This window comes from Veillonella parvula, from assembly GCF_032577575.1.
Lineage (GTDB): Bacteria > Bacillota > Negativicutes > Veillonellales > Veillonellaceae > Veillonella.
In genome coordinates, this window is the sequence record NZ_JAWFVO010000003.1 from 291815 (window position 1) to 314862 (window position 23048).

At 38.0% G+C, this 23048-nt stretch carries 20 protein-coding genes, 1 tRNA gene and 1 other annotated feature; of the genes, 19 read left to right on the top strand and 2 right to left on the bottom strand.

Annotated elements, in window-relative coordinates; translation table 11 throughout:
* Positions 1-30: 30 nt before the first annotated feature.
* The 13 genes from E7K77_RS07160 to E7K77_RS07220 all read left to right on the top strand — a co-directional run bounded on the left by E7K77_RS07160 (position 31) and on the right by E7K77_RS07220 (position 15408).
* Positions 31-1146, top strand: a complete 1116-nt coding sequence (locus E7K77_RS07160) for an ImmA/IrrE family metallo-endopeptidase (RefSeq protein WP_156697312.1) — start codon at positions 31-33, stop codon at positions 1144-1146.
* 11 nt (positions 1147-1157) lie between these two features.
* The gene (locus E7K77_RS07165; protein ID WP_101928550.1) at positions 1158-1637 is read left to right on the top strand and encodes a DUF4411 family protein; all 480 of its coding nucleotides are present in this window, start codon (positions 1158-1160) and stop codon (positions 1635-1637) included.
* A gap of 177 nt (positions 1638-1814) precedes the next feature.
* Entirely contained in the window at positions 1815-2771 is a 957-nt protein-coding gene (locus tag E7K77_RS07170; protein ID WP_004698114.1) for a DUF2232 domain-containing protein, read from the top strand.
* Between the two features lie 19 nt (positions 2772-2790).
* On the top strand, positions 2791-4818 hold the full coding sequence (locus E7K77_RS07175; RefSeq protein WP_119562631.1) for a DHH family phosphoesterase: 2028 nt from the start codon (positions 2791-2793) through the stop codon (positions 4816-4818).
* Entirely contained in the window at positions 4815-5261 is a 447-nt protein-coding gene (gene rplI, locus E7K77_RS07180) for a 50S ribosomal protein L9 (protein WP_004694699.1), read from the top strand. Before E7K77_RS07175 ends, rplI begins: the two co-directional genes overlap by 4 nt.
* A gap of 69 nt (positions 5262-5330) precedes the next feature.
* A complete protein-coding gene (dnaB, locus tag E7K77_RS07185; RefSeq protein WP_004694701.1) occupies positions 5331-6689 on the top strand; it encodes a replicative DNA helicase in 1359 nt (452 codons plus the stop codon).
* Between the two features lie 250 nt (positions 6690-6939).
* On the top strand, positions 6940-8223 hold the full coding sequence (locus E7K77_RS07190; RefSeq protein ID WP_004694705.1) for a Y-family DNA polymerase: 1284 nt from the start codon (positions 6940-6942) through the stop codon (positions 8221-8223).
* Positions 8224-8279: 56 nt separating this feature from the next.
* The gene (locus E7K77_RS07195) at positions 8280-8606 is read left to right on the top strand and encodes a YolD-like family protein (RefSeq protein WP_004694706.1); all 327 of its coding nucleotides are present in this window, start codon (positions 8280-8282) and stop codon (positions 8604-8606) included.
* A gap of 172 nt (positions 8607-8778) precedes the next feature.
* Complete coding sequence (locus tag E7K77_RS07200; RefSeq protein WP_004694709.1) at positions 8779-10311, top strand: ABC transporter permease/substrate-binding protein; 1533 nt, start codon at positions 8779-8781, stop codon at positions 10309-10311.
* Positions 10312-10566: 255 nt separating this feature from the next.
* Positions 10567-12696: a heavy metal translocating P-type ATPase gene (locus E7K77_RS07205; protein WP_325306163.1), complete on the top strand. Its 2130-nt coding sequence runs from the start codon at positions 10567-10569 to the stop codon at positions 12694-12696.
* A 445-nt stretch (positions 12697-13141) separates the two neighbouring features.
* Entirely contained in the window at positions 13142-14095 is a 954-nt protein-coding gene (locus E7K77_RS07210; RefSeq protein ID WP_004694714.1) for a magnesium transporter CorA family protein, read from the top strand.
* A 168-nt stretch (positions 14096-14263) separates the two neighbouring features.
* A tRNA-Ser gene (locus E7K77_RS07215) sits at positions 14264-14352 on the top strand.
* Between the two features lie 408 nt (positions 14353-14760).
* The gene (locus E7K77_RS07220; RefSeq protein ID WP_287550551.1) at positions 14761-15408 is read left to right on the top strand and encodes a DUF6338 family protein; all 648 of its coding nucleotides are present in this window, start codon (positions 14761-14763) and stop codon (positions 15406-15408) included.
* On the opposite strand, the gene E7K77_RS07225 is transcribed toward E7K77_RS07220, so the two are convergent.
* Positions 15409-15573: a hypothetical protein gene (locus tag E7K77_RS07225; protein WP_287550552.1), complete on the bottom strand. Its 165-nt coding sequence runs from the start codon at positions 15571-15573 to the stop codon at positions 15409-15411.
* A gap of 142 nt (positions 15574-15715) precedes the next feature.
* On the opposite strand from E7K77_RS07225, the gene E7K77_RS07230 reads away from it, so the two are divergent.
* The 6 genes from E7K77_RS07230 (at position 15716) to E7K77_RS07255 (ending at position 21905) form a co-directional block, all read left to right on the top strand.
* Entirely contained in the window at positions 15716-16942 is a 1227-nt protein-coding gene (locus E7K77_RS07230; protein WP_287550553.1) for an MFS transporter, read from the top strand.
* Between the two features lie 148 nt (positions 16943-17090).
* On the top strand, positions 17091-17642 hold the full coding sequence (locus tag E7K77_RS07235) for an SGNH/GDSL hydrolase family protein (protein WP_287550554.1): 552 nt from the start codon (positions 17091-17093) through the stop codon (positions 17640-17642).
* Between the two features lie 314 nt (positions 17643-17956).
* Positions 17957-18204: a binding site (T-box leader), on the top strand.
* Positions 18205-18278: 74 nt separating this feature from the next.
* Positions 18279-19748 carry an anthranilate synthase component I family protein gene (locus E7K77_RS07240; protein ID WP_316101772.1) on the top strand — a complete coding sequence of 490 codons (1470 nt, stop codon included), beginning with the start codon at positions 18279-18281 and terminating at the stop codon, positions 19746-19748.
* 14 nt (positions 19749-19762) lie between these two features.
* Positions 19763-20341: an anthranilate synthase component II gene (locus E7K77_RS07245; RefSeq protein ID WP_287550315.1), complete on the top strand. Its 579-nt coding sequence runs from the start codon at positions 19763-19765 to the stop codon at positions 20339-20341.
* Positions 20338-21219, top strand: coding sequence for a DMT family transporter (locus tag E7K77_RS07250; protein ID WP_287550317.1), 882 nt, complete (start codon positions 20338-20340; stop codon positions 21217-21219). The genes E7K77_RS07245 and E7K77_RS07250 overlap by 4 nt, the downstream gene beginning before the upstream one ends.
* 11 nt (positions 21220-21230) lie before the next feature.
* A complete protein-coding gene (locus E7K77_RS07255) occupies positions 21231-21905 on the top strand; it encodes a flavodoxin family protein (protein ID WP_287550319.1) in 675 nt (224 codons plus the stop codon).
* A gap of 87 nt (positions 21906-21992) precedes the next feature.
* Here the strand turns inward: E7K77_RS07255 and E7K77_RS07260 are convergent, their stop codons facing one another.
* Positions 21993-22985 carry a hypothetical protein gene (locus E7K77_RS07260; protein ID WP_287550321.1) on the bottom strand — a complete coding sequence of 331 codons (993 nt, stop codon included), beginning with the start codon at positions 22983-22985 and terminating at the stop codon, positions 21993-21995.
* Positions 22986-23048: the final 63 nt, after the last annotated feature.

Sequence of the window (23048 nt, forward strand, 5' to 3'; positions counted from 1 at the left end):
GAGTAATAAAGGGGAAAGGGAGGTGAGGGTATGTCCGGACGGTTTCCGGTGAGTGGAGCTATTTTAAACTGGTTACCTAAATATAGTGGTAAAGGTTATGAAGCTTTTTATAAGCGGTTTCCAAAGTATGGAGAGTGGATTGCCGGCAGTGTGCATCCGACAATTTGCCAAATACAGGCATTAGCTACTTTTTCCAATGTACCGTTAGGGTATATTTATTTAAAGAATCCTCCACAGTTATCGGATAAAGAGATTACTGATTTTAGAAGACTAAATGGTGAAATCCCTGATAGGCCATATAGTCCTGAGTTAAGAGATACTATTTATGATATGCAGATTCGCCAAGATTGGTTGAGTCAATATCGAAAGCTTAATTTAGGAATAGATGCGTTATCTTATGTAGGGGGTTTTTCTAAACACATGGATAGCAGAAGTCTTGTGCATCAAGCTTATTCGTTATTAAATATAGAGGCTGGTTGGCAAATAGGTATAGCAGATCCGTTTACATATATACGTGAACGCATCGAGGCTATCGGTGTTACTGTATTTGTTAACGGTATTGTGGGCTCTAACACTAGACGTAAATTATCTGTCGATGAGTTTAGAGGGTTTACATTAATTGATTCTTATGCACCTGTTATTTTTATCAATGGAGCTGATTCGAATCATGGGAGGCTGTTTACGATTATTCATGAGTTTTGTCATATATTATTAGGTGAGGAAGGCGTTACTGATAGCTCTTCTGAGCCGTATTGTAACAGCTTTGCAGGTGAATTTCTTGTGCCGGAATCTCGATTTATTCCAGTGTGGAATGAACATTTGGAGGATTATGAGACCGTAGCTAAGCGTTTTAAGGTGAGTGAATATGTTATCTATCGTATAGCATTAGAGCATGGATATATTACTCGAATTCAATATCATAGACTAGTGGAACGTTTTAATCAGCGATTACAAAGCTTACCTGAACGAGAGACAAGAGGTGGTGGGGATTTTTATGTCACTGCTCACGCTCGGTTGGGTGAAAGTTTTAGTCGTACTGTTGTCAAAGCTGCTCGAGCAGGTGAATTGGCGTATCGAGATGCGTATGAGTTGTTAGGCTTACGTGGTAGTACTTTTACAAAATATGTGAATGAGTATAGTTTTTAGGAGAAAAAACTATGTATGTTCTTGATAGTAATACCTTTATAGATGCAAAGAACCGCTATTATGGGTTTGATATTGTTCCATCGTTCTGGAATGAGTTGATATCTCGCAGTAGAGGTAATATTTTAACTATTGATCACATTAAAAATGAAATTATGAGCGGTAATGATGAGTTATCTACTTGGTTTAACACTCATTATTTGACATTTACTGAAGCGACAAATGATGATGAGATACAAAATTCATATGTAGATATCGCTGAATATGTGATGTCAAATCAACAATATAAGGATGCAGAAAAACATCGCTTTTTGGCTAAAGCGGATCCTTGGCTTATAGCTTATGCGAGTGTCCGCAGAGGTGTGGTTGTAACCCACGAAACCTTAGCGGGACCAAGCACTACGAAAGTCAAAATACCGGATATATGTGAGCATTTTGATGTTTCATATGTGAATGTATTTGAAATGATGCGTCAATTACATATGGTAATATGAGATGAGGAGCTACTTTAGGTGGCTCCCTATTTTTCGTTATTTATATGTATTGCCAGTACTATAAATAGCACCACTATCGCAATTGTCTACTATATGGGGTATTTGAAGTTACCTTTTTAAACTGTTATAATTAAAAGATACCAATTAATATATCTTCTTATGTAAGAATGGTGATTTATGAATAAAACAAATACAAGAGCGATGGTTGAAACTGCCTTTGTTAGTGCTATAGGTGTTATCCTTAGTGCTATCAGTGTTTATATACCAGCTTTCGCCTTTTTATCATTTTTTGTTACACCTGCGGCCATTGGCATAATTGGAACAAAATGGGGCCGTAAATATAGTATATCGGCAGCTATTGTTACTACTTTCTTAGCAGTAATTTTATTTGGACCATGGAATGGTATACCTGTTGGCTTATTTGCTGCGGTAGGTGTAGGAGTAGGAGAGGGTAATCGTCTTTCATTGGGAACGATTAAACGGTTACTACTCCCTAGTATTGCTATGTTTGTTGCTGTATTAGTAACTTTCATTGCACAAGCGTATATATCTGGTATTGACTTATCAATGATAGATATACAGATGACAGAGCAAGCTCGTATGATTGCTGATCAAGCATTACAAACGAATTCTAATATTACACAAGAACAAGCGGATTTATTTGTGAAAAATGTAGATAAGTTAGCTACTGGTTTGAAGGATGCGTTTTTTGTAGCTATAGCTATAGCTGCAGTATCATATAGTTATATAACTATTCAGATATCTATATGGTTAGGCAAGCGATTACATATTTCCATACCTCGATTTTTACCGATTGAAGAGTGGAAGATGCCTGTCTGGAGTGCCGGTTTATATGCGTTAGGCATTATTGGTATATATGGTGCTCCACATATTAATATGGATTCTTCATGGGTCACAGCCATTAGTACTAATGTATTACTCCTCGGTAGCTCTATGTGTTCTGTTCATGGCTTTGCAGCTTTAGCAGACTTAATGAGTAGTTATCGCATGAGTAATAAATTGAAGTGGATATTGCTTGGTGTATATGCCTTCTTCTTTGGACAAGCACTAGCGATATTTGGTGTTATAGATATGTTTTTAGATTTACGGACACGTTACAAAGCGCGTCAATAGTAATAGAAAGGAGGCCGTTATGAAATCCTTTCAACGGAGATGGAAAGGTTTAGAAATTACCATTGTTGCCGTTCTCGTATTATTGCTATTATTGCTGGCCTATTTAAATTGGGCTATTGCGATTTTAGCATTAATCATTGTAGTAGCGGCGTATTTGGTTAATTATAATACCCTTCATAACCGGCGTCGTTTAGCAAGAGAACAGTTTAGTGCGATGATGAAAAATGTCACACAAGCTTCTAACTTTGCTTTACAAAATTTGCCAATGGGGATTGTTCTTGTTAATAAGCAAGGCACATTGGTGTGGAATAACAGTGTTTTCGCTGACTGGGTTAAGGTGGATTGGAATAAGCTCCAAAAAATGTCTGCCTTGTTGCCTGGTTTCCGTATCGATAAAATCTGGGGTAAGTCCGGATATATGACGGAAAAATATGAAAATCGATACTTCCAAATTATTTATAAATTTATCGATCCTCGGGATACCCGATCAGATATTGATAGTGAAGATGAACTGGCGGAACATGCAGTGATGGCGCTGTACTTCAAGGATATTACGGACCTAGAAAAAGCCCGTATTAAAGCCGAAGAGGGACAGCCTGTATGGGGTATGATTCAAATCGATAATCTCGAAGAATTGACAAAAGGTCTTAGTGATCGTGAGTATACTAGTATTTGGACAGATATAAATAATATCATTATGGATGAAATCGACCGCTACGAAGGTTTTATTCGTAACTTCCAAGATGATATGTATACCTTTGCCATTTCTCGTGGTGCGCTTCATGAAATGGAGGAAGATGGTTTTAAAGTGCTCGAACGAATTCGTAAAGTACCATCTCCGCGTCAAGTACCAGCTACGATTTCTATTGGTATTAGTGAAAATGTAGGTTCTGTGAAAGATGTATCTGGTCGTGCTCGTGCAGCCTTAGATATCGCCTTAGGTCGCGGTGGTGACCAAGTGTGCATTATGGATGGTGAAAGTACGCGTTTCTTTGGTGGCAATACGGCAGGCGTTGAGAAGAATACGCGCGTTCGTGCTCGTGTTGTATCTCAAGCAATACATGAGCTTATGATTGATTCTGATAAGATTCTTATCATGGGGCATCAACGTGAAGACTACGATGCATTAGGTGGTATTATCGGTGTAGCCGCCATTGCTCGAGCACTTGGTAAAGACGTGCGCATTGCGCTTTCAAAAGAAACTAGCGCCATCGATAAAATGGTGAATGTTCTTAACGAGTCAGAGTTCTGGAAAGAGAATATTATTACTGCAGAAGCTGCAAGAGTATGGGTAGATGCGAATACGCTCACTGTCGTGTGTGATACGCATCGTCAGGAAATGGTGGCGGCTCAAGAGGCGCTTGAAATTTCTGAACGACGCATCGTTATCGACCATCATCGCCGCGCAGCGGACTTTGTGGAAAATCCATTGCTTACCTATTTGGAACCAACTGCATCGTCCACATCTGAGCTCGTAACAGAGCTTGTACAATATGCAGGCGTTCCTGTAAAACTTTCAAAAGCGGAAGCTACAGGCATTTATGCAGGTATCGTATTAGATACGAAGAACTTTGTTCAACAAACTGGTGCGCGTACCTTTGAGGCTGCAGCATTTTTGCGCCGTGCAGGAGCGGATATCGACAGAGTTAAACAATTGTTTATTGAAACTTTCGATTCTATCCAATTGCGTGCTAAAATGGTATTTGAAGCAAGTCGTACTGAAGGGATTGCTATTTCCGTAGCGCCTGAAGGTTTGAAGGATATGATGGCGTTGGCTGCACAAAGTGCGGACATGCTCATCAGTAATGAAGATATTGAAGCAGCTTTTGTACTATATTCCCTAAATGATGGCGGTATCGGCGTCAGCGCTCGATCCAAAGGCAAGGTAAACGTACAAGTTGTAATGGAAGCCTTGGGTGGTGGCGGTCACAGAACTGTGGCTGGTGCTCAATTACAAGGTATGACCATAGAGGAAGCGAAGCAGGCCATTTTGGAGCATGCTCTTGAGGCGCTTCATTCCGTAGAACAAGAGGAGGAACAACAATGAAAGTAGTATTGTTAGAAGACGTTAAAAAAGTTGGTAAAAAAGGCGAAATCGTTGAAGTTAGCGACGCATATGGTCGTAATGTATTGATCAAAAAAGGCCTCGGCCTTGAAGGTACAGCAACTAACGTAAATAATGCGAAACAAAAACAAGAATCCATTGCTCATAATAAAGCCGTTGCAAATGACGAAGCTAAGATCTTGGCAGCTCAATTGACTAAGGTTGAAGTAACTGTAAAAGTTCGCATGGGCGAAGAAGGCCGTGTATTCGGATCCGTTACTGCTAAAGATATTTCCGATGCTGCTAAAGCTCAATATAAAGTGGATATCGATAAAAAGAAAATCGAAATCAAAGAACCATTGAAAACATTGGGCGTACATGACGTATTAGTTCGTGTTCATCCTGAAATTACAAGTACTATCAAGGTTAATGTAGTAGCCGAATAATAGTATTCACCATGCTCTTTGAGTATGGTGAATTCTTTTATCCATAGTGGTTGTGTGAAGGGGATTATCATGGATGTACGCATTCCACCGCATAATCTAGATGCGGAAAAGGCCGTTTTGGGGGCTTTATTAACTAATGGATCCAATATGGGAGCCGTTGTAGATACGGTGACGAGTATTCTTAAATCTGAAGATTTTTACCGAGATGCACATCGTATTATTTACGATGCTATTCTAGAAATCGTGCATGCCAATAAGACGGCTGATTTTATCACAGTTGGTGAAGAACTAGACCGTCGTAAGCGCCTTGATGCAGTAGGTGGTCTTGCTTATATTACATCTCTTGCGAATGAATCGGTTTCCTACAATGTAGAGGAACATGCGAAAATCATCAGCGAGAAAGCTCAGTTGCGCCGCCTCATCGATGCAGGGAATAAAATCGTAGGCATGACGTATGCTGGCGAAGATGAGCCGACGGCAATCCTCAATAAGGCAGAGCAAATGGTGCTAGACGTAAGCGGTCAAACTCAGTCTGAATCCTCCTTTGCAGCTATTGGTGAAGTGGTTTTATCTAATCTAGATAAACTTAATGCACTGCAACAGCATGATGGTGCTATTACAGGCGTGCCAACAGGCTTTAAAGATGTGGACCATATTTTCAACGGCTTACAAAAATCTGACCTCATCCTCGTAGCAGCTCGTCCTGCGATGGGGAAAACAGCTTTCACCTTGAATATCGCTCAAAATGTAACGATGTTGTACGACAAGACGGTGGCGTTCTTTTCCCTGGAAATGGGCAAGGAACAGCTCGTTGGTCGTATTTTGTCCTCCGTGGCAGGTGTGAGTTCTGAAAAATTGCGCCGTGCGAACATGGATCCTGCTGACTGGGAAAAGGTTATTGCTGCAGCGGACCGCATGAGTAAATCCAAGCTCTTTATCGATGATACGCCGGGTCTTACCGTACAAGATATGCGCTCTAAATTGCGCCGTCTCAAGGTGGAACATGGCCTCGATCTCGTTATCGTCGATTATATTCAGTTGATGCAAGGTCGAAATGCTGGTAAGGGCAGTGAAAATCGTCAACAAGAGGTGTCCGAAATCTCTCGTAATCTTAAACTGATTGCTCGTGAATTTAACGTGCCGGTTATCGCTTTGTCGCAGTTGTCTCGTAGTGTTGAAAGCAGACCAGATAAACGGCCTGTACTTTCGGACCTTCGTGAATCTGGCTCCCTCGAGCAGGATGCAGATATCGTTATCTTCTTGTACCGCGATAAATATTACGATGAAAACTCCGAAAAAGGGGACAATGCAGAGGTCCTCATTCGTAAACACCGTAATGGCTCCGTCGGTACCGTGGAACTCCAATTCGTTGGGGAATTAACACAATTTAGAGACGTAGAATTCCGAGACCTAGGGCCGGAACAATAATGAAAACTATCGGGGCGTGCCTATATTGATGGGGCCCCGTGACATAGCTACATTTTAATTAAAAAGAAAGGACTATACTTCTTTGCTCCTCGTGACCTGATGTCGCTGCATAAGTATAGTCCTTTCTTTTTAAATATAAAAACAAACATATGTTTGAAAATATTCTATATTTTTGTTATACTAATCATAGAAATTTTTGTGTTCTAATTTTTGTAAAAGCCAGTTGTTTAGGGGCTTAGGGGGTGTTTGTATGGGTTCAGCTGATACGGATCGGCTGTATATGTGTATTGATTTGAAGTGTTTTTACGCGTCTGTAGAATGCGCCGATTTAGGACTGGATCCGTTTATGACGCCTCTGGTGGTGGCCGATGGTTCTCGTGGCAAGGGGGCTATTACGTTGGCTATTTCTCCTGCCTTAAAAAAGTTAGGTGTTAAAAATCGCAGCCGATTATTTCAGATTCCACCGTATATTGAGTATTTGACGGTGAAGCCACATATGAAGCGGTATATGCAGGTGTCTGCTGAGATTTATGGAACCTTGCTCAAGTATGTGGCGCCCGAAGATGTGCATGTGTACTCTATCGACGAGTATTTCATCGATATTACGCCCTATTTACCACTATATAAAAAGACGCCTCGTCAGTTGGCGCAGATGTTGCTTGATGCGGTGCTAGTGGCAACGAAGATTTATGCCACCGTTGGAATCGGAACAAATTTGTTTCTTGCTAAGATTGCCCTTGATATTTTGGCGAAACATGCGTCTGATTTTATAGGCTATCTTGATGAAAGCCTTTTTAAAGAGACAATCTGGTATCATCAGCCTTTGACCGATATATGGCAGATTGGTAAGGGCATAGCTAATCGTTTGCATAAGTATGGTGCTTATGACTTACATGGTATTACTATGATTCCAGAGACGAAGTTGTACAAGGAGTTTGGCATTAATGCAGAGCTCATCATTGACCATGCTTGGGGCCGTGAGCCTTGTACGATTGCGGATATCCATGCGTATCGACCTATTAAGCACTCTATCTCGCACAGTCAGATTTTGTTGCGTAATTATACCTATGAAGAGGCATACGTGCCTATGCGCGAAATGGTAGAGTCCTTGGTATTAGAGCTTTTACAAATCAAAGGGGTTACGAACCATATTCACGTTCATATCGGCTATGCTGATGAAATGATGCGCTCTACAGGAGGTTCTAAAAAGCTTAAGCAGTACACTGACTCTTTGCAGGTGTTAACGGCGGCAGTTATTAAATTATACGAGCAGCATTGCCGTAAAAATGAGCTCATCCGTCGCATAGGAATCAGCTTTGAGGATTTAGTCAATCGATCCGCCATACCTCAAGAGGTGGACCTATTTAGCACTCTTACTACAAATGAAGAGGAAAAAGAGCGACAGGTACAAGAGGCTATGCTATCCATTAAGAAACAGTTTGGTAAGAATTCTATTTTGCGTGCATCGAGCTTACAAGAGGAAGGAACCATGCGCTTTAGAAATACCTTGGTAGGCGGTCATAATGGGGAATAGATATTATAATGGATACATTGGAAATACATTAGTCGCGTAAGGGGAGGTATACATTAATGAAACATCGCATGTCTCGGTTACAGCGAGCAAAACAATTTATGCCCTTTGCGGCATTGAGGGGATTTGAAGCGTTATTAGCCGCTGTAGCAAAGCCAAAAGAAAATCGGGCAGAGTTATCAGAGGATCAAATAGACGAGTTAAATACAGTTTTACAATCTGTACGTTGTGGGGAGTGGGTACGAATCGTTTACTACAACAAACGAAAATATACGGAACTTATAGGAGCTGTTGATATGATTAGTGAGCAATTACAAATTCTATCTGTACAAGGAACTGTTATTCCTTTCAGATATATTAAAGAGCTAAACTTGTATGATATATAAATATAAATGATGGCTTTTACTGTGTATGGTAAATAGACTAGAGTTAAGAAATAATTAGGTATACAATAGTATCATGGGTAAATATAGCTTTATAAAGATTTCTTTAGTTTTGTTGACTCTAATATACCTATATAATTTTTCGTGTTTTTGACTTAGAAAGGCGGTGTATGTAATGCATGATGTCATATCATTACTTATAAATCGCTATGATTTTTTCCTCCAGCTATTATGGGAGCATATAGAAATTTCAGTATTAGCTTCTGTTATTGCTACCATCATCGGTGGCTTATTGGGTGTGTTTATATACGAATATAAACGGCTAGCTGCGCCAGTTATGGTAGTGGTTAATTTCCTATATACAATTCCATCTATATCGATGTTAGGCCTTTTGTTGTACGTATCAGGTGTTGGTAATACGACGGCTATCATTGCATTGGTTATATATGCTTTATTACCGATGGTACGAAATACATTTACTGGTCTTAACCAGATTGATCAAGCCATGTGTGAAGCGGGGATTGCATTAGGGCTCACGCGGATTCAACGTTTGTGGAATATAGAGATTCCTTTGGCTATGCCGACGATTATGGCTGGTATACGGACTATGCTCGTTATGACCATTGCCTTGACAGGTATTGCATCCTTTATTGGTGCTGGTGGTTTAGGTGTGGCGATTTATAGGGGCATTACAACGAATCAAAGTGCTTTGACGATTGCCGGTAGTCTACTGATTGCACTATTAGCCATTACTGTTGATGCGCTCTTTTCTCTAGGTGAAAGAGTAACGCGTATTAGCCCTCATATGAAGCGTTATACGATTATATTTGTTTCGATTATGACGCTAATTGCAATGGGTATAGGTGGCTGGGCTATGTATTGCCGTCATGTGAAGACCGATGTTATTCATATTGCAACGAAACCTATGACGGAACAGCTTATTTTAGGGAATGTTTTAAAAGAATTAATCGAGAAGAAGACTGATTTAACCGTAGAGGTTACAGAAGGTGTAGGTGGTGGTACATCAAATATTCAACCAGCTATGCTTTCCGGCCAATTTGATATATATCCTGAATATACTGGTACAGCTTGGTCTGCTGTGCTGAAACGTACGGATGCTTATGATGAAAGCCTATTTAATGAGCTTTCACAGGCCTATAAAGAAAAATATAATTTTGAGTGGGTGGGCATGTACGGCTTTAATAATACCTATGGCATAGGAGTGCGTAATGAGATTGCTCAGACCTATGGTGTAAAAACGTATTCCAATCTTGCTCGTATAGCACCATCCCTAACATTAGGCGGGGAATATGATTTCTTTGGTCGTGAGGATGGCTATGCTGGATTGCAACGCGTATATGGTATGAGCTTTAAAGCTACTAAAGATATGGATATAGGGCTAAAATATACGGCTATTAGTCGTGGTGAGGTGGATGCAATGCCGATATTCACGACTGATGGTCAATTAAGTATTGCACCGATTACGGTGTTACAAGATGATAAACATTTATATCCATCCTATATGGCTGGTAATGTCGTACGTAGCGAAGTGTTGATTGCTCATCCTGAACTGCGGCCTGTATTAGAAAGTTTAAATCATACGATTACAGATCAAGAGATGGCGAAGATGAATTACGCCGTTGAAACGGAACATCAACTGCCAGCTGATGTAGCACATAAATTCCTGGTAGAACGAAATTTGATATAAGGTGAATATAGTTAGAACTAAAGTAAATAAAATTTGATATATATTGAATATGATTTTGTATTGACATTTAATCTCCTTTGATGTAATATAAACATATGAACAGATATTCATATAAATAAAAATATCTGATGAATAATGTTTAGGAACATATATAACAAGATATGAAACAAGATATGTCTAATAAGTATTAGAAATAGACAATAAATTAACTTATAATACAGGATAGAAACTTTCACTATTATCAAAGGAGATATCATGGAAGAAACATTGTTGTTGAAGGATTTGAACTGTGCGAACTGCGCAGCAAAAATTGAAGATCGTATCCGTAAAATGGATGTTGTAGAGACTGCCAATTTTACACTTGCTACACATCAATTAAAATTAACCGGCTCTTGGGGAGACCGTGAAGCGCTTAAACGCGATATTCAAGATATTTGCGATTCCATCGAAGAGGGCGTAACAGTAGCTGATTACGAGCGTAAATCTAAAGCGGCTCTAGATGACCATGGTCATGATCACGACCATGGCAGTGAGGCGATGACAATTGCCGTTATCGTAGCGGGCTTGTTATTTATGGCCTATGAAGCGTTGACTACAATTGTTCCATCCATTAGTTTGCCAGAATCCATCGAAACTCCAATTTATTATATCGCTTATATCTTACTTGCATTCCCAGTATTGCGCATCGCAGCACGCAATATCTTAAAAGGCCAAGTATTTGATGAAAACTTCTTGATGTCTATCGCTACATTGGGCGCTATCGCTATCGATGCATTGCCTGAGGCCGTAGGCGTTATCTTGTTCTATCGTATCGGTGAGTTCTTTGAACATAAAGCCACAGATCGCAGCCGTACAGAAATCATGAATGCTGTTGATATGCGTCCACAAGAGGTACGTGTTGTGGATACATGCTGTGGCGGTGAAATCGTAGTTATGGCTCCTGAAAAGGTTGAGGTAGGCAGTACTATTGAAGTTCGCCCTGGTGATTTAATCCCTCTAGACGGTACTGTTTTAGAAGGTGAGACTCGTGTTAATACGGCTCCTGTAACAGGTGAACCTGTACCTGTTCGCGCCGTACCTGGCACACAACTCATGTCTGGTTGTATCAACGAATCTGGTCGTATTACGATGCGCGTTGATAAGGTTCTTGAAGAATCTATGGTTACAAAAATCCTTGATGCCGTTGAAAATGCAGCATCTTCTAAACCTAAAATCGACCGCTTCATTACGCGTTTTGCTCGTGTGTACACACCAATTGTTGTAGCTCTTTCCTTGGTGGTTGCTATCATCCCATCCCTTATTACAGGTGAATGGCATAAATGGATCTATACAGCCTTAACATTCCTCGTTATTTCCTGTCCATGTGCATTGGTACTTAGTGTGCCACTCGCATTCTTCTCCGGTATTGGTAATGCTTCTAAACACGGTATCTTGCTTAAAGGTGGTCGTGTTATCGAGGCCTTAGCTGGTGTGAAAGCAGTGGCTCTCGATAAAACTGGTACTATTACATCTGGTGAATTTAAAGTACAAAACGTAGAAACTGTAGGCTCCCATGTGAGTAAGAATCAATTGTTGTCCATGGCATCAGCTATTGAAGCAGTGTCTACGCATCCAATAGCAACAAGCATCGTGTCTGAAGCAAAGGAACAAGGTATTACTGTAGAGGCTTCTGATTTCGTTCAAGAATTAGCCGGTGAAGGTATGGTGGGCATGGTTGATGGCCAACAAGTACTCGTTGGTAATCGTCGCCTTATGGAACGCTATGCTGTTCAAGGTTATCCAACAGAAGCTACTGAATACGGCACAGAGGTTCTGGTCGCAGAAGGTAATGTATACCTTGGTCGTATCATCATCGCCGATGAAGCTCGTCCACATTCCGCAGAAGCAATTGCTGATCTTAATGGTCAAGATATTAAAACGGTTATGCTTACAGGTGATGCTGAAGCAAGTGCTAAGTATATTGCCAAAGAAACTGGTGTAAGTGCTGTGCGTGCTCAATTATTGCCACAAGATAAATTGTCTGTTGTACAAGATATTCGCTCCGAATATGGTCCTACCATGTTCGTAGGGGACGGCATCAACGATGCACCAGTGCTTGCTGGTGCCGATGTTGGTGGCGCGATGGGGAGCGGTGCTGATGCGGCTATCGAAGCGGCAGACGTCGTATTCATGCGTCCATCTTTGACTGCCATTGCACATATCCTCGACTTGTCCAAAGCGACCTTGCGCGTTGCTTGGCAAAACGTAGTATTCGCTATTGCCGTTAAAATTCTTATCATGGCGCTAGGCCTTATGGGCTATGCATCCATGTGGTGGGCCGTATTCGGTGATACTGGTGTATCCATCCTTTGTATCTTGAACTCTATTCGTATCTTGCGCCGTTAATTTGGTGAAAGTAATCTTATAGAACCATACAGGAATATAACAAATGATACTATTCTGATCTGACAGAGTAGGATAAAACAAATAGCCTCTATATTAGCGACAAGCTAGTATAGAGGTTATTTTTATAAGATTTAACCTAATGATATATTGCTGATTATTTGTTTGCATACTTACTCACTGTAAGTTTTAGTGGTTTAATCTTTTGGGGGATTTGTTAGTTTAGCAGTCTTATTAATCTATCTGTTTGCTAGATTTTTTGGTAGATTTGATATAAGAATGTTTTGAGATGCTTTTAACATATACAATTGTGCATTGTTAATAGACATAAAGTGATTTATGTATATACTACATAAACAAAACTTTCACAATTGAATTGAATAATAGCTATAAAATAGTATATAATTTATTAGATGATTACTATATGTTCGTTGGAAGGAGGGATAGCATGATCACGGTGTACAAACACATAGAAGAAGAGTTAGTTTCAGACTGCACTGTATCAGATGCCACAAAAGGTTCTTGGGTAAATTTGGTGAACCCAGACCCCGATGAATTGTCCCTCATCAATATTTTGACGGAAATTCCAACGGACGTTTTAAAGACCGCTCTCGATATGGAAGAACGTTCTCACGTGGAGTTAGAGGACAATTATATTTTCGTGGTTATCAACATTCCTGCGATTCGCGGTAATGATATGTACGATACGGTGCCGCTTGGTATCTTTTTGACGCCTGACTTCTTCATTACCGTATGTCTTGAAGAGTCCGAGGTGTTATATCCGTTCATTTCAAATCAACTGTCTACATTCTATACATATAAAAAGACGCGGTTCTTGTTCCAGATCTTGTACCGTACAGCTACATTGTTCTTACGTTACTTGCAACAAATTAACCGCCGTACCGACGATATTGAAGTTCAGTTGCGTCATACGACGAAAAATAAAGACTTCTTCCAACTATTGGAATTACAGAAATCCATGACATACTTTACCTCTGCGTTGCGTACGAATGGAACTGTTATGGAACGCCTATTGCGCTTGCGTGGTCACAGCACTTATAGACATTTGCTTAAAATGTACGAAGAGGATGAGGATCTTTTGGAAGACGTTATCATTGAAAATAAACAGGCCATCGAGATGGTTGAAATGTATTCTAATATCTTGATGAATATGATGAACGCCTTTACATCGATTATCTCAAATAACCTTAATATGGTGATGAAAATGTTGGCGGCCCTTACGATTACTTTGGCAGTGCCCACAATCATATTCAGTCTGTGGGGAACGAATGTGGCGTTGCCGTTCCAGGATGATCCGAATGGATTCTACGAAGTAGTAGGTATTTCCGTGGTGTGTTCTATCATTGCTATCATCGGCATGTGGAAAAAAGACCTATTCTAATATATATGACAAATAACTAATAGATTAGGGCAATACTAAATGTTAAATACAAATGAAAAAGCTGGCTGTAAGTCAGCTTTTTTGCTTGCTTATGTATTATATTATTGCTTATTTACGTATTACGTTGTTGCTTATTATTAGACCAATTTGATATAATAGTACCGTTATGGAGAGGTGTCCGAGTGGTTTAAGGAGCTGGTCTTGAAAACCAGTGACTCCGCAAGGGGCCGTGGGTTCGAATCCCACCCTCTCCGCCACCAATAAATATAACAATCACAGATTATAACAAATCGTGACGAACTATAACAAACATAGTAAGAATAAAGGTTTATAATAGTATTATAGAATTGAAATTATAACGAATTGTAACGAACTATAACACAATTTTGCCACCATTTTGCCCCCAAAAGAATAAAATAATTTGCCCCCATTGTGCATGCAGTGTGTAATGGGGGCGTTTTTTGTATGCCGAATAGGCATACAATTAAAAGGAATGAGTTCGGTAGAATACCGAACTCATTCCCAAAAAGTAGCTTAATTATATCTGTCCAAGAAAATGGGTGCAGATCAAATGTGATACAGTTTTTTATATATTACAGAATACTAAATGTTCTCTGATGCGAAATAAAGATAATCATGATATAGTGGAATAAAGAGGTGAGACTATGGAAAATCAGTTAGCTATTTTATTACTTATTGTTCCAGGTTATATTGCTAGAAAAATCTATAAACATACAAATGACGTACGTGATGATTTAAGCACGTTCGAGGAAACATTATATTGCTTGATGTTTAGTGGAATTATTTCAATTGTTGCAGCATCTATTATGCTTGTATCTATTCATGGGCTTTGTTTTAATTACTCAACTCTACAAGCTACTGATGTACAAGTATATGCAAATAATTTAGAATTTATTGCCAAGTATATTGGATTAGTTTTAATAGTAGCTACTATACTAGGTTTAATCACGTATCGCTTGAATGAGTGGTATACATATTGGATAAATAAAGCTAGAGGTTCGCAGAAAACTGCGGTCACGCTAAATCAAAGTATATTTGATACATATTTTAATGATAGGAAATATCGTCATTATATCGAACTTTATAAAGATGACAAGCTTATATGTAGAGGGCGTTTAAATAACTGTGTAGAAAAATATAAGGAATTAGGAATTGAACCCTGTGAGGATCAGTTTATTGAATTAGAAGAACGATTAGGGAAAATTCCGTATAAGCATATTTACTATGATGGAAGACTAGGTATTATGATTAAAGAATACGATGTCAGAATACCAGTAACCCAAGATGAGTAATTATTTTTTCTTTTTAGGTAATTTATTTATATAGTTAGATAGTTCATCTGCTGCACTTATTGGCGGTTTATTTATATTTTGAAGATTACCGCCTCTAGTCTCTATTAATTTATTTATATTAGTGCTTTCTTCGATGAAAATTTTTTTTGACTTATTGTTAGTCATAAATAGACCTTTCTACGCCCTCAAAAATATAATAGCATAATCAATAGTTTAGGACATCTAATAATAGATGTCCTTTTCAATATTTGTCCACTATGATATGCTATCGATATATTTATTAGGTTTTCTGTAGAAAGGAGCTCGTATGAATCGACTTAGTTTCTCGCGAACTCAGATTTTAATTCTCCTTAGTGTGTGGCTCACGTTCTTGTTGAGCTTTGTTATGCGCTTGTCCTGGGCATCTGTTATGCCTATCCTCAATGAGGCGTTGCATTTCACAGCTAAGATGGGGGCTCAACATATTTCGGCCTTTTACTTTGGTTATGCGTTAACGGTATTACCAGGCGGCATCTTAGCCGATAAAATCGGTTACAGACGCACCATCTTGTTTAGTTTGATCGGTATGGCCGCTGTAACGGCTTTGATGAGTACCATTACAGACTATACCATGGCTTGGGGTTTGCGTTTCTTATTAGGCGTTATGTCTGGTCCTGTACAAGCTTCTTGCTTGAGTGCTATCGGAGATCACTTCGGTCCGAATCAACGGGGTGCGGCCGTAGGTATCTTTATGAGCTGTACGTCCTTTGGTATTACTACGGTAAACCTTTACGCTCCATATGTAGCTACACATTACGGTTGGCAAACGGCATTCCTTGCTACAGCCATCTTGCCATTGGCAGTACTCGTGTTATGTTACTTCACAGTGCGTAAGCCAAGTGCAGAAATCCTAGCACAACGAGAAGCCGAGGCTTCTGCAGCGGCTGCTAAACTTGGCGTAGGCCAAACGTCTTTAGTAGAAAACTTGAAGCACATCATTTCCAACCGTAACATTCGTTGCTTGGCAATTGCAGGCTTCTTCGCAACAGGTACGACTTGGGGCGTAACGCAATGGGCGAACTTGTACATGGTTAAACAATTAGGCGTAACTGCTATCTATGCAGGCCAAGTCATGAGCGTGTTCGGTACGGCGGCACTAATTGCGAAACCAACAATTGGTATTTTATCTGATATTTTGCCAATTAAGAAGAACCATTTAGCGGCGCTCGTTATGTTCTTATTTGCGCCCGCTTTAATCTTGTTTGCAAGTACGGCAAATCCAAATATGCTCTTTGTAACAGGTCCAATCCTCGGTATAGGTGCCTTCATGCATAGTGCGTTGACTAATGCTCTTGTAGTTCAATCGGCAGCACCTCATTTACGCGGCACTACAGCGGGCTTTGTAAACTTGTTTAATCAAATTGGGGCTCTCTTGGCACCACTGCTCTTGGGCAATGTCCTCGTTATGACGGGCAGTTACCAAATGTCCTTGATGTCTATCGCCATTGCCCCTATTATCGGTGCATGCGCATTGTTTTTCATTCGTCTTAAATAATATAAAAGGATCCGTAAATGAACTGCCCTTCTAAAAATTGCGCCTAATTGGAGGGCAGTTCAAAACGGGTCCTTTTTGTAATTAATATGTATATTGTGTATGGTGTTCTTTTATTATATGATTGAGTCATATTACAGGAGGGATGTAAATGGAAATCATCTGTTTTGGCGATAGTATTACGCGTGGCTATGATGTACCTTATGGACAGGGTTGGGTCGAAATCTGTGATGCATCCATAGAAGGTGCTAATTTTACAAATTATGGTGAAGATGGCTGCTCCGTACAGGGTATGATTTATAATATTGAAAATTGGGCAATTACGGCTACAACTGATCCAACACGTCATATTTTCTTGATGTGTGGCACTAACGATATTTTACAAGGTCGAGATAGTACCTATGTGTACAAGACTTTGGTGAAAGCTATTGAGCTGGCTAGTACAAAAGGGATGGTAATCATCGGTTTAGAAACTCAAATTGATAGCGATATGGATGGATTAAATCTGGTTGTACGAGAGGTTAATGAACAGCTAAAAGCCTATGCAGAGGCACGTAATATTAAGGTCATAGATTTTTATACCACCTTGTTTGAAGCGGATCAAATTGGACAAATTGTCTTTGCCGGAGAGGTACACCCCAACGAGCGCGGTTATCGATTAATGTCACAAACCGCATTGAAGGTATTTTTACAAATCGGTTAGATAGAATATTTAGAATGTATACATAGGTGCTTTATGGAGTTTATCAAAATATAATGTATTTAGTTGATATAATTTTTTGTGTATATTAATGAATAAATATAATAAAAAAGGGTTGCTATATATCATTTACATATAATACTATTTAGATATACTTCTAAAAGGTTTTATTAATTAAAAAAATAAGATGGATTGAATACAGACTAAATGTACTTTTTTGAATTATGATGAGTAAAAAAACACACATTAATTATAAAAGTGAGTTGACATTATAGTTAGTTAATGTATAATGTAATTAAATCACATGTGAATAATATTTCAAATCTTTGAATGAGAAGTAGTAACTATACTAACTATTCTACAGCAAGTTGATGACCACTATGGAGATGAGATGATCAGCGATTAGCGTATAGTGAATGGGCTCATGAGAGTTCACCGAAAGTATTTCGAGTAGGCTGGAACGGTTGTCACCGTTATATGACTAGAGTATCGAAAGGTATATTGACTTTTCCGCACTTGAAAGTATACATAATGGGTGGTATAGCGAACACATTTCGTCCTGTTTAGGATGAAATGTGTTTTTTATTATTTAGATCTAAATTGGAAAGGTTAATATCTATTAATTGTTGGAGGTATTATATGAATACAGATTTAGAGTTTGGAATAGGAAGAGGCCTTATTAAGTGTACTTGTGAAGCGATTCAATGTTATATGGCTATTCAGGAACTTTATGGAGCTAATAACTGCTATATTTTTGAATCGCTAGCGGGACCGTCTCAGGATGTTAATTCTGCATATGTAGGTTTTGATAAGGTGTTGTCAATATCTATAAAGGATAGTTATTTAAATCTACAGGGTGATAGTGCTTTGATAGATTATATTAAGAGTAATTTAAAAGCTATAAATACAGTTATTATTGATGGACTTGAAATATATGTTCGAGAGGGGCATATATTTGATGTTTTGAGTTTTATTACAGGATTATTTAATAAAGAAGAATGTAATACTAAATTAAGCTTTTTATCATTTATTTCTTATGAAAGTATACGATATATAGAGGATATACCAGACTTAAACCGAGTATGTAATTATGAAATACCTGATATAGTGCTTGACTTATATCGAGGAATCATTGAGTTTAATTTAAATGATAACAGTATAACTTATGAAGAACTGAAGTTTACCGGACAACCTGTTATCGATTGGGTGAATATTGAAAGCACTTTACAAAGATACACAAAATATGATTTACCAATACCAGAAATTTATCCAGTCAATACTATAAAAGACAGTATGAGTAAATCTGAATTCTTAGAGGTTGCAAATGAGTGTTTGCAGCATATTGCTAATGGGGATATTTATCAAATTCAAATTGGTCATGAAATATCTATTAGTACTAATACAAGACCATTTGATGTATATTTGCGTTTGCGTGAAATTAATCCTTCCCCATATATGTATTTTGCACCTATAAATAGTGTTTTTTCAATTGGTGCTAGTCCAGAGCTATTTGTAAGAAAAAATGGTCGTACTATAGAAATGAGACCAATTGCAGGTACTACAAAGCGGACTCATGATGAAGAACTTGATAATATGGCTATTGAAAAACTTAAATGTGATGAGAAGGAAATCGCAGAACATTTAATGTTAATTGATTTATGTAGAAATGATTTAGCTAAAGTTTGTTCTAAAGGAACATTGGAGTTGACACGGCAATTTTTTGTAGAAACTTACTCACATGTTTTTCATTTGGTTTCTGATTTACAAATAGATTTAGAGGATGTATATGATATTTTTGATGTGATTAAAGCCACTTTCCCAGCAGGAACTATGACAGGGACACCTAAAATTGAATCTATGAAGCTTATTGAAAAATACGAGAATAATAAAAGAGGACTTTATGCTGGTGCTATAGGTCAAATTACATTAAATGGAGATGCTGTTTTAGCGCTTTGTATTAGGACGGCGTTATATTATGCAGGAAATTATCATATCCGGGCATCTGCTGGTATTGTTGCAGATTCAAAGCCTTGCAATGAATGGAATGAAACATTAAATAAATTAGCTGCAACATATCTTACTATTACTGGCAAATCACTTTTAGATTGATTTAGGGGGATAACATGAAAACATTAGTTGTAGATGCATATGATAGCTTTGTATATATATTAGTTGAATATTTAAAGCAACTAGATATGAATCCAATTGTATATAGGATTAATGAAATTAATATAGCTTTAATCGAGGAACTGAGTCCTGATATGATTTTATTAGGACCAGGTCCAGGTCATCCAAAAGATGCTGGTTATACTGAGATTATTCATAGATTCAAAGGCCAAATTCCTATATTGGGAGTTTGCTTAGGACATCAAGCGATTGGCTTAGCGTTTGACTGTAAAATCTCTAAAGCATGTAACTTACGACATGGAAAGAAAAGTTTAATAACGAATGATCAACAATGTATATTTCAACATTTTGACTCTCCTTGTTTAGTAACACGATATCATTCTCTTATTATTGATAAAGAAGGTTTTAATAATGATGAACTAATTATAACTTCGAATTCTATGGATGATCATTATATCATGGGAGTTAGGCATAAGAAGTATTCTATAGAGGGGATACAGTTTCATCCCGAAAGTATAGGTACTATCAATGGATTAGAAATGTTACAAAATTTCAAAAAGAGGTATGTAGAATGAATTTGTCAGTAAAAAATATAGGCTTATTGGCAATATTTTTAGCAACTATTTTTTTATCAACGAAATCGATTTTTGCGAAACTTCTTTATTTAAACGAAATTACTCCTATTATAATATTAATGTATAGGTCTATCATTTCATTACCCTTTTTCTTATTTCCATTACTGAATGTAGATTGGGAAAATAGGGGAATTAAAAAGGTAGTGATATATGGTGCAATCGGATCTTTCATCTATTTGTTGTCATCAATAGCAGATTTTATCGGATTGCTATTCATATCTGCATCTTTGGAACGAGCTATTCTGTTTACTTTCCCAATATATGTTTTTTTGCTATCTAAAGAAAACTCTAAAATTACGATAGTTCAAATGGGTTTAATTTTTTCGACAGTAATTGGTCTAATTTTTATGTTTAATCCAATTGTAATAGGGAATATTAAAGAGACTCTACTTGGTGGAGGATTAGTTTTGCTGTCCGCAATTTTTTGGGCTATATTCATAATTTATAGTAAGCATGCCGTTCGAATGATTGGTGCAACTGTTTTTACCAGTGCTTATATGTGTATAAGTACTATAGCTTTAGTTATTATTTTTATGATTTTTTCAAGAGATATTGCAACTAGTTTTTTGTTTGAAGATAGCGTGATGGTTTATTTAGTATTATTGGCTTTAATGTGCTCAATAATCCCTTCTTATCTTTTATCTTATGGAGTAAAAATTATTAGTGCAACACAAACTGCAATAATTAGTGCTTTAGGACCGATTTCAACATTAGTGTTAGATGTCATTGTATTGAATCATAATATTACTATAAATGAAATTATTGGCACTATAATTGTAACTTTAAGCGTTACCTATTTAACTAGATCATATAAATAATGGAGGCGCATATGAAAATAAAGTTTCTTGTTATCAATGGTTCTGAACGAACTAATGGTAATACTGAATTTGCAATAAATATTGCGAAGGAGATTTTAATAAATGTATCAAAAAAGTATAATGTGGTTTTTGACGTGATAAATTTGCGTGAGCTATCTGTAAAATCTTGTAATACTTGTGAGGATGTAGAAAATTGTAATTATCGAACGGAACCATGTAGACAGAATGATGATGTAGTAAAAGTATATGAGAAAATGAAAGAGGCAGACTGTTTGATATATGCAACTCCAGTACATGGATTTGGCATGCCCAGTTTAATGCAATCTTTTATTGATCGTTTAGGCGTGGGATATTTAAGGTTTGAGCGTCCATTAACTAATAAAATTGGAGGAATTATTGCTGTAGGACGAAGATATGCTCATTCTGCGGTTTTTACTCAGTTAATTCAAAATTTTTTACTGAATAGAATGATTGTTGTTGGTAGCGGATTTCCAGTATATTTATATGGAGGACAGAAGGGTGAGATACAAAATGATACAGAAGGCTTAGACTCTTTATATAGAATGGTTATTAGGATGCTTGAATTTGCCGTATTTATCAAATTAAAAAAAACAAATATAGGTATTGATAAAGAAATATTGCTTAATGAGAGAGATTTTATATATTCAATAAAGACTACAATATAGAAAGAAAGGCTGTACTCAAAATGTAATTAATTTTACATTTGAGTACAGCCTTTCCTTGCTACTTTTTAGCTTTAATTTTTGTACGAATTATTTTTTAGATTTAGTAGATACTTTGTTATTGGATACCTTAGCAGATTGTGCGATTGCATATGCAGTGCCTTTTACTAAATCAGAAGCTTCAGCAGTGTTGCCAGATACGGTTACAGCTGCTACAGTGTCTTCAGTTACTGCGAATAATGCAGTTGCGTAAGGGTGTTGCGCACCATTTGGTACAGTTACAGCACCGGATTTAACAACGATGTAACGACCGTTATTGTTGAAGATATCGTAATGAGCCGCTTGTTTTACACCATCATAGCTTTCATTGTAAGCGAACAATGCAGCTACTTCACCACTTGCTACTTGACCAGTTTGTTGCATGGAACGCAATTTAGCAGCTGCTACAGCTGTTGGTTGAGTCATGTTTACAGTGATGCGCAAAGAGTTGTTGTTTACAACTGCTTCAGTGATTACGTTTGTAGAGAATACATTCGCAACACCGTTGCCAGCACGGTTGTAAGAGCTAGCAGTTTTCACTTGGTAGCCGTTAGTGTATGCAGGCAAGTCATATGTGTAAGTTTTACCATTTAACAACAAGTCGAAAGCGTTTAATTGGTTAGCTTTGTAGCGAGAAACGTAGGAGCTGCCGTTGCCATTAGCTGTTACGGAGTTTACAGTTTCTTGGTATACAGGTTGGGCTTCAGTAGGGATAGGATCCATGATTTGAAGACCTACAGCTGTTGTTTGTGGTGCCACAAAGATTGGATCACCTAATTCTTTAGATACAGGCATTTGTTGAGCCATATCGCCTGCTGTATAAGGCACTGCTGGCAATGGTTTGTAGCCAGGGCGTGGTGCACTTGTGGCATAACTAGTTTGGTAAGCTGGCGTAGCCGCTTGTGGTGCAGGATAAGAATATTGTTCTGCTGAAGCACGTTCGTAAGCGCGTGCATTAGCATCAATAGTTGCAGCAAAAGCAGAGAAAGACATCGTTGTCGCTGCAAACACTGCAAAAGCAGTTGCTAAATGTTTTTTGTTCATAATAATTTACTCCTAAATACATGATTTTACAAATAACACAGATACTAACTTGTATTATATAGG

Coding starts and splice junctions, on each gene's coding strand:
- E7K77_RS07250 (WP_287550317.1), top strand. CDS start 20,338: ATGAATTTGTCAGTAAAAAATATAGGCTTATTGGCAATATTTTTAGCA.
- E7K77_RS07235 (WP_287550554.1), top strand. CDS start 17,091: ATGGAAATCATCTGTTTTGGCGATAGTATTACGCGTGGCTATGATGTA.
- dnaB (WP_004694701.1), top strand. CDS start 5,331: ATGGATGTACGCATTCCACCGCATAATCTAGATGCGGAAAAGGCCGTT.
- E7K77_RS07225 (WP_287550552.1), bottom strand. CDS start 15,573: ATGACTAACAATAAGTCAAAAAAAATTTTCATCGAAGAAAGCACTAAT.
- E7K77_RS07175 (WP_119562631.1), top strand. CDS start 2,791: ATGAAATCCTTTCAACGGAGATGGAAAGGTTTAGAAATTACCATTGTT.
- rplI (WP_004694699.1), top strand. CDS start 4,815: ATGAAAGTAGTATTGTTAGAAGACGTTAAAAAAGTTGGTAAAAAAGGC.
- E7K77_RS07260 (WP_287550321.1), bottom strand. CDS start 22,985: ATGAACAAAAAACATTTAGCAACTGCTTTTGCAGTGTTTGCAGCGACA.
- E7K77_RS07165 (WP_101928550.1), top strand. CDS start 1,158: ATGTATGTTCTTGATAGTAATACCTTTATAGATGCAAAGAACCGCTAT.
- E7K77_RS07220 (WP_287550551.1), top strand. CDS start 14,761: ATGGAAAATCAGTTAGCTATTTTATTACTTATTGTTCCAGGTTATATT.
- E7K77_RS07200 (WP_004694709.1), top strand. CDS start 8,779: ATGCATGATGTCATATCATTACTTATAAATCGCTATGATTTTTTCCTC.
- E7K77_RS07245 (WP_287550315.1), top strand. CDS start 19,763: ATGAAAACATTAGTTGTAGATGCATATGATAGCTTTGTATATATATTA.
- E7K77_RS07255 (WP_287550319.1), top strand. CDS start 21,231: ATGAAAATAAAGTTTCTTGTTATCAATGGTTCTGAACGAACTAATGGT.
- E7K77_RS07230 (WP_287550553.1), top strand. CDS start 15,716: ATGAATCGACTTAGTTTCTCGCGAACTCAGATTTTAATTCTCCTTAGT.
- E7K77_RS07205 (WP_325306163.1), top strand. CDS start 10,567: ATGGAAGAAACATTGTTGTTGAAGGATTTGAACTGTGCGAACTGCGCA.
- E7K77_RS07240 (WP_316101772.1), top strand. CDS start 18,279: ATGAATACAGATTTAGAGTTTGGAATAGGAAGAGGCCTTATTAAGTGT.
- E7K77_RS07210 (WP_004694714.1), top strand. CDS start 13,142: ATGATCACGGTGTACAAACACATAGAAGAAGAGTTAGTTTCAGACTGC.
- E7K77_RS07170 (WP_004698114.1), top strand. CDS start 1,815: ATGAATAAAACAAATACAAGAGCGATGGTTGAAACTGCCTTTGTTAGT.
- E7K77_RS07195 (WP_004694706.1), top strand. CDS start 8,280: ATGAAACATCGCATGTCTCGGTTACAGCGAGCAAAACAATTTATGCCC.
- E7K77_RS07160 (WP_156697312.1), top strand. CDS start 31: ATGTCCGGACGGTTTCCGGTGAGTGGAGCTATTTTAAACTGGTTACCT.
- E7K77_RS07190 (WP_004694705.1), top strand. CDS start 6,940: ATGGGTTCAGCTGATACGGATCGGCTGTATATGTGTATTGATTTGAAG.